The sequence below is a fragment of the Kitasatospora sp. NPDC059817 genome (assembly GCF_042731835.1).
GTDB lineage: Bacteria > Actinomycetota > Actinomycetes > Streptomycetales > Streptomycetaceae > Kitasatospora.
The window spans coordinates 1-6,008 of record NZ_JBHWIR010000004.1 but is presented as its reverse complement, the minus strand read 5'-3'; the positions used below and the strand labels follow the sequence as shown (position 1 = coordinate 6,008).

The 6,008-nt window shown below is 72.8% G+C and carries 5 protein-coding genes and 1 tRNA gene; 4 read left to right on the top strand and 2 right to left on the bottom strand.

Going from position 1 to position 6,008, the window contains the following annotated elements; genetic code table 11:
* Window positions 1–105: 105 nt before the first annotated feature.
* Window positions 106–681 carry a dCTP deaminase gene (gene dcd, locus ACFV61_RS01425; protein WP_063348548.1) on the bottom strand — a complete coding sequence of 192 codons (576 nt, stop codon included), beginning with the start codon at window positions 679–681 and terminating at the stop codon, window positions 106–108.
* 72 nt (window positions 682–753) lie between these two features.
* Window positions 754–975 carry a hypothetical protein gene (locus tag ACFV61_RS01420; protein WP_079135746.1) on the bottom strand — a complete coding sequence of 74 codons (222 nt, stop codon included), beginning with the start codon at window positions 973–975 and terminating at the stop codon, window positions 754–756.
* A 275-nt stretch (window positions 976–1,250) separates the two neighbouring features.
* Here ACFV61_RS01420 and ACFV61_RS01415 point away from each other — a divergent pair.
* The 4 genes from ACFV61_RS01415 (at window position 1,251) to ACFV61_RS01400 (ending at window position 5,885) form a co-directional block, all read left to right on the top strand.
* Window positions 1,251–1,324: transfer RNA gene (locus tag ACFV61_RS01415), tRNA-Gly, on the top strand.
* A gap of 232 nt (window positions 1,325–1,556) precedes the next feature.
* Window positions 1,557–2,183, top strand: coding sequence for a DNA-binding response regulator (locus tag ACFV61_RS01410; protein ID WP_380489414.1), 627 nt, complete (start codon window positions 1,557–1,559; stop codon window positions 2,181–2,183).
* A gap of 337 nt (window positions 2,184–2,520) precedes the next feature.
* Window positions 2,521–3,342 carry an ABC transporter ATP-binding protein gene (locus ACFV61_RS01405; protein WP_380489412.1) on the top strand — a complete coding sequence of 274 codons (822 nt, stop codon included), beginning with the start codon at window positions 2,521–2,523 and terminating at the stop codon, window positions 3,340–3,342.
* Between the two features lie 5 nt (window positions 3,343–3,347).
* Window positions 3,348–5,885 (top strand): ABC transporter permease, encoded by a 2,538-nt coding sequence (locus ACFV61_RS01400; protein ID WP_380489409.1) that lies wholly within the window; start codon window positions 3,348–3,350, stop codon window positions 5,883–5,885.
* Window positions 5,886–6,008: the final 123 nt, after the last annotated feature.

Genomic DNA, 6,008 nt, shown 5'->3' with positions numbered 1-6,008 from the left:
CCACCCCCCCTCGCGCTTGCCCCCCCGTCCCCGCCCCGCCGCCCCCCCCCCCCCTCCTCCTCGCGGGGGGGCCCCCCCGCCCGTGCTGCGTGCGCTCCGCCCGGATCAGACGTCGGTGCGGTGGAAGTTCATGAACGAACGGGACGGCGTCGGGCCGCGCTGGCCCTGGTAGCGCGACCCGTACCGCTCCGAGCCGTACGGGTGCTCCGACGGCGAGGAGAGCCGGAACAGGCAGAGCTGCCCGATCTTCATCCCCGGGTACAGCTTGATCGGCAGCGTCGCGACGTTCGACAGCTCCAGCGTCACGTGACCGTTGAAACCGGGGTCGATGAAGCCGGCCGTCGAGTGCGTCAGCAGACCCAGCCGGCCCAGGCTCGACTTGCCCTCCAGCCGGGACGCCACGTCGTCGGGCAGCGAGATGACCTCGTACGTCGAGGCCAGCACGAACTCGCCCGGGTGCAGGATGAACGCGTCGTCGCCCTCGGGCTCCACCAGCCGGGTCAGGTCCGGCTGCTCCTCGGAGGGGTCGATGTGCGGGTAGCGGTGGTTCTCGAACACGCGGAAGAAGCGGTCGAGGCGCACGTCGATGCTCGACGGCTGGATCATCGCCGGGTCGAACGGGTCGACGACGACCCGGCCCAGGTCGATTTCGGTCCGGATGTCCTTGTCAGAGAGCAGCACGCTTCGAGGTTACGTGCACGACAGGGCCCCGGACGAATCCGCCCGGGGCCCGTTCCGTCCTCGCGTCGACCGTCAGGCCAGGAACTCCGCGGCCTCCAGCCGCAGCGCCCGGTCCAGTTGCGGCGCCGACAGCTCCCGCACGTCGGCCAGCACCGAACTCCTCAGCCGCCCGCACTGCGGACAGCGGATAAGCCGCCCGGGCCCGAGCCGGCCCGGACCGAGGTTCTGCATCGGGAACGTGGTGGTGCTGAACAGGTGCCCCTCGGCACAACGAACGACGGCGCGCTGCTCCATCGATCCCCTTCCCATCCCTAACCCAGTACTCACCCGTACTCATCGCGCCCCGCGGGACCTCGCCCCGGGACAGCGTCACATTAGGGGATGCTCCGGACATTCCACACCGTGGCTCGCCGCCCCGAACCCACCCGCCGGAGCACTCGTACGCGGCCCACACAGTACGCCCCCCACCCACCCCCACCCGCCCCACCACTCCCCGGGCGGGCCGTGCAACCACAGTCGCGAATGGGGTACAGTGACACTGGATTGAGCGGTCTCTGACGGCTCATCAGGCGGGCGTAGTTTAATGGTAGAACATGAGCTTCCCAAGCTTAGAGCGCGAGTTCGATTCTCGTCGCCCGCTCCATACCGAGAGCCGCAGGTCATCTGACCTGCGGCTCTCGTGTTGTCCGGACCACTTCGGGTCCGTTGTGTCGGATCCGTGTGCGTGGAGGGCCGGCCGTAGTTCGATCGGGTTCGCACTGTTGTTTCCGTCGCTCGCGGTCACGCATGGTGGATCAATCGGATACGGGCTGCCCGTGGCCCTGTTGTCTCATGGAGCCGCGCGGGCGGGGGTTGCCTGGCAGGGGAGGACGCGGATGATCAGGGTTCTGTTGGCCGAGGACATGGCCATGGTGCGCAGCGCACTGATGGCACTCCTCGCGTACGAGGATGATCTGGAGGTCGTCGCGGACGTCGAACGCGGTGACCTGGTGGTGCCGACGGCGCTGCGGGTCCGGCCGGACGTGGCGGTGCTCGACATCGACATGCCCGGTCTGGACGGGCTCCGGGCCGCGGCCGAGTTGCACGACAAGCTTCCGACGTGCGGGACGCTCATCCTGACCGGGCTGGCGAGACCCGCGCATCTGCGCAGTGCGATGTCCGTTCACGTGCTCGGGTTCCTCGGGAAGGACGCCCCGGCCGAGGAACTGGCCGCGGCGATCAGGAAGGTGGCCGCTGGCGAGCGTGCCATCGACCCGGAGCTGGCCCTCGCCGCCCTGGGGGCGCGTGAGAATCCGCTGACGCCGAGGGAGTTGGACACCCTGCGCCTGGCCGCGGAAGGTGCCTCCGTCTCGGAGATCGCCGCCCGGCTGTTCATTTCGGCGGGAACCGCCCGCAACCATCTGGCCGCCGCGGTGACCAAGGCCGGGGGGCGCAGCCGGGTGGACGCCATTCGGATCGCCGAGGAGATGGGCTGGCTCTCCGCCGGCCCTCGCCCCTCATAGGGCCCCGGACGCAGGGGTCGAACCATCGGAAGTTCGGAAAGCCGGACCGGAAGTTTTCTTCGTCAAATTCCGGAGGCCGACGTTCGGTTATTCCGCACAAGTGTGGTCCCGGTATTCGGGCGGCCTTTTGGCTGCGATGAATTCCATGGAACGCCCCATGCGATTCGCATGGATGTGTCCATGGGTTGTCCACGTCCAGACCCTCCCGGCCGGGCCGCCCAGCAGACTCGGTGGCCCGTTGACCTGGGGTGGAGCCTCCGGAGCCGCCGCCGGAGCGCTGTCCGGACGCCGCCGGAGGTGCGGGCGGGCAATGTGGATCTGGCTAGGCTCGCGGTAAATGAGGGCAGGGCGCCACATCGAGGAGGGGATTCCCGTTTTCTCTCGGACTGCGGATTCCAGCGATCCGGAACAGGCCCATTCCACTTCGGAGCCGGACCTGGCGGTGCGGCTCGACGGGGTGAGCAAGGTGTACGGGCGCGGAGCGGGGGCCGTGCACGCCCTGCGCGAGGTGTCGATGGAATTCCGGCGAGGCGGGTTCACCGCGGTGATGGGGCCCTCTGGGTCCGGGAAGAGCACGTTCCTGCACTGCGCCGCCGGGCTCGACCGCCCGACCTCCGGGCAGGTCCGGCTGGCCGGCCTGGAGCTGGGGGCGCTCGGCGACACCGAGCTGACCGTCCTGCGCCGGCAGCGGATCGGCTTCGTCTTCCAGTCCTTCAACCTCCTGCCCTCCCTGACGGTCGAGCAGAACGTCACGCTGCCGTTGCGACTGGCCCGGCGCCGGGCGGACCGGGCCTGGCTGGGGGAGATCCTCGACCGGACCGGCCTCGCCGACCGGGTGCGGCACCTGCCCACCCAGCTGTCGGGCGGTCAGCAGCAGCGGGTGGCGATCGCCCGGGCCCTGGTGACACGACCCGAGGTCGTCTTCGCGGACGAGCCCACGGGCGCCCTGGACAGCACCACCGGTACGGAGGTCCTGCGGCTGCTGCGGCACGTCGTCGACGGACTGGGGCAGAGCGTGATCATGGTGACGCACGACCCGGTCGCCGCCTCCTACGCGGACCAGGTGTTCTTCCTGGCGGACGGCTCCTTCGCCGAGGCGCTCGCCAACCCCTCGCCCGAACAGGTCGCGGACCGGATGACCCACCTGGGAAGGCGCTGAACGGCATGCTCCTACTGGCCTGGCAGACGGTGCGCGCCCGCAAGGCGGGCTTCGCGGGTGCTTTCGCCGCACTGTCGCTCGCCCTCGTCCTGACCGCCGCGTGCGGCGTCCTGCTGGAGTCCGCCCTGCGGGCGGGCACCCCCACCGAACGCTACGCGGCGGCCCCGGTCGTGATCGGCGGCTCGACCCGGATGGCCGACGTCGATCCGCTGATCGGAAAGCTGGCCGCACTGCCCGGCGCCGGGACCGTCACCCCGGAGGTCTCCTTCCCCGCCGCCGTGATCACCGGATCGGGGCAGGTCCTCTCCGGCCCGCAGGGCGGGGCGTCCCTCGGGCACTCCTGGACCAGCGCCGTCCTCGCCCCCTTCCACCTGACCTCCGGTCACCCGCCGACCGGCCCCGACGAGGTGGTCCTCGACGAGGCGACGGCCGCACGCGGCGGGCTCCGGCCCGGCGACCCCGTGCGGCTGGCCACCACCACCGCCCCCCGTGCCTACACGGTGTCCGGACTGGCCTCAGCCCCAAGGGAGTTGGCCCGCCAGAGCGTCCTCTTCTTCAGCCCCGACCAGGCGGCCCGGCTCGCGGGCACCACCAAGGGCGCGGACGCGATCGGCATCACGGCACGGGACGGGGTCGACCCGCAGGCGCTGGCCGCACAGGCCGAACAGGTCCTCGCCACGGCCTTCCCGGCCACCGGGGCGGAGCTCTGGTCCGGGCCCGAGGTGAGCACCGGCGACCAGCGGGGCGAGCGGGAGTTCTCGAGCACACCCGGGCCCGGGGACGGCCTGGCCTCGCTCGCCGGCACCGTCGGCGTCCTGTCCCTGTTCATCTCGGTGTTCGTGGTGGCGGGAGCGCTCGCGCTCACCGTCCGGCAACGCCTGCGGGAGATGGCCCTGCTGCGAGCGGTGGGCGCCACGTCGGGACAGGTGCGGCGGATGATCGCGATGGAGACGCTGGTCCTGACCCTCGGCGCCGCGCTGGTCGGATGCCCGGTCGGGGTCGGCGTCGCCTCGCTGCTCCGCGGCGTACTCGTCGACCGCGGTGTGGTCCGCTCCGACGTCCCGCTCCACGTCGGGCCCACCGCACTGCTGACCGTCGTCGGCGTGGTCGTCGGCACCGCGCAACTCGCCGTGTGGGCCTCCGCGCGCCGGGCGTCCCGGGTCGAACCGACCCGGGCACTGCGCGAGTCCGCTGCGCCCGCGCCGCGGATCGGCTGGGTGCGGACGGTGCTCGGGGCCGGGACGCTCGCCGTGTGCGCCGTGGTGCTGTCGTCCTCCACGGGCAGCCGGAGCGGGGCCGGCACGGCCGAGAGCATGGTCCTGCTGCTCCTCCTGGGGGTGGCGCTGCTCGGACCGGTGATCGGGCGGGTCGCCAGTGTGGTGATCGGTGGACCAGTGGGCAGGCTCTTCCCCGTGGCGGGGTTCCTCGCGTCCGCGGCCCTGCGCGCCCAGCCCCGCCGCTTCGCCGCCGCCGTCACCCCGCTGGTGCTGGCGGTGGCCTTCACCAGCACGATGCTGTTCGTCCCCGGCGTCAAGGCCCAGGCCACCGCGGCCGAGGACGGTCGAAGGCTGCGGGCCGACCACGTGGTCCAGGCCGACGGTGTCGGGCTCCCCCCGGACTTCGTCGCCGCGGCCCGCCAACTGCCCGGCGTCACAGCGGTCAGCGGGCTCGTACCCGCCACGACCATGGTGTCCGACGCAACGCCCGGCACCGTCGGCTCACGGGGCGTCAGCGCCAAGGTGGTCGATTCCGCCGCGCTGTCCCAGCTGCTCGACCCCGGGGTCACCGCGGGCTCGCTGGCCCAACTGCGCGGGGACGGCGTCGCGCTGGGGCAGCGCTCGGCCTCCGGACTCGGCGCCGGCGTCGGCACCAAGCTCCGGATCGGCTGGATGGACGGCAGCGAGAGCACCGCCACGGTGGTCGCCGTCTACGACCGCGACCTGGGGTTCGCCGACGCCCTCCTCCCCACCGAGTCCGCCGCCGCGCACACACCGGACCCCCTCGCGCCGACGGTCCTGGTCCGCTCCGCCCCCGACGCCGACCCCCAGCAGGTCGGCCGGGAGCTCCAAAGCCTCACCGCCGCCTACCCCATGGCCCGTACGAGCGACCGGGCCGCGTACGACGAAGCCCGCAGGCACCGGCAGGAGTCGGCCACGGCCGTCGGCCGGCTGCTCCTCGGCATGATCAGCCTGTTCACCGCCATCGCCGTCGTCAACACCCTGGTGATGGCCACGACCGAGCGGTTGCGCGAGTTCGCCCTGCTGCGTCTGGTGGGCACCACCCGCCGTCAGATCCTGCGCATGATGGCCTGGGAGGGGGGCATCACGTTCGGCGTGGCCCTCGCCCTCGGCGCCGCAGTCACCGCCGCCGTCCTGGTGCCCGTCAGCCTCGCGCTCACCGGCTCGGCCTGGCCGTCCGTACCCGCGACCTGGGCGGCCGCGGTGCTGGGCGGGGCGGCTCTGCTGGCTCTGGGCACCGTGCTGCTGACCACCCGGCTGGCGCTGCGCAGGGAGCCGGTCGAGGCCATGGGGCTTCGGGAGTAGCGGGCACCGGGGGGGGGGGGGCCGCCCCCCCCGGGGGGGGCCGCGCGCCCCCCCCCCCCCGGGGCCCCCCCCCCCGCCGGGGGGCGTGCGGGGGGGGGCGGCGGAGCCGCCCGCGGGGGTCTC